Source organism: Streptomyces sp. CO7 (assembly GCF_053474865.1).
Map to the genome: position 1 here is coordinate 416,538 of NZ_JBRIOU010000002.1, position 931 is coordinate 417,468.

At 70.8% G+C, this 931-nt stretch carries 1 protein-coding gene; it reads left to right on the forward strand.

The window, feature by feature from the left end:
- Window positions 1-105 precede the first annotated feature (105 nt).
- Entirely contained in the window at window positions 106-897 is a 792-nt protein-coding gene (locus ACOV8S_RS03825) for an ATP-binding cassette domain-containing protein (protein WP_351116646.1), read from the forward strand.
- Window positions 898-931 lie beyond the last annotated feature (34 nt).

Sequence of the window (931 nt, forward strand, 5' to 3'; positions counted from 1 at the left end):
CCCCCACGAGCGCGCGTCCACCCCGTACATCCTGTGCGTTCGCACACCCCACCGCGTTCTGCCCCCCGGAACGCGGCATCCCCGCCGGGTCAGGCGGCGAAGGAGATGATTCACGTGTCCGCTACGCCCGTGCTGGCGTTGCGCGGAGCCTCCAAGCGATTCGGTGCGGTCCAGGCCCTCACCGACGTCCACCTGGAGGTCCACGCCGGAGAAGTCGTCGCGCTGGTCGGCGACAACGGCGCCGGAAAGTCGACGCTCGTCAAGGCGATCGCCGGCGTCCACCCCATCGACGAGGGCGCCATCGAGTGGGAGGGCCGCCCGGTCCAGATCCACAAGCCCCACGACGCCCAGGAGCTCGGCGTCGCGACCGTCTACCAGGACCTCGCCCTGTGCGACAACCTGGACGTCGTCGGCAACCTCTACCTCGGCCGTGAGCTGCGCCGTCGCGGCGTGCTCGACGAGGTCACCATGGAGCAGAAGGCCCGCGAGCTGCTGAGCACGCTGTCCATCCGCATCCCCAGCGTCCGCATCCCGATCGCCGGCCTCTCCGGCGGCCAGCGCCAGGTCGTCGCCATCGCGCGCGCCCTGATCGGCGAGCCCAAGATCGTCATCCTGGACGAGCCCACCGCCGCCCTCGGCGTCGAGCAGACCGCCCAGGTCCTCGACCTGGTCGAGCGGCTGCGCGAGCGCGGCCTCGGCGTCATCCTCATCAGCCACAACATGGCCGATGTCAAGGCTGTCGCCGACACCGTCGCCGTGCTGCGCCTGGGCAAGAACAACGGCACCTTCCCCGTGAAGGACACCAGCCACGAAGAGATCATCGCCGCCATCACGGGCGCCACGGACAACGCCGTGACCCGTCGCGCGGGGCGTCGCACCACGGAGGCGGCAAAGTGAGCGACACGACCAAGACCCCCACCCCGGCCCCGGC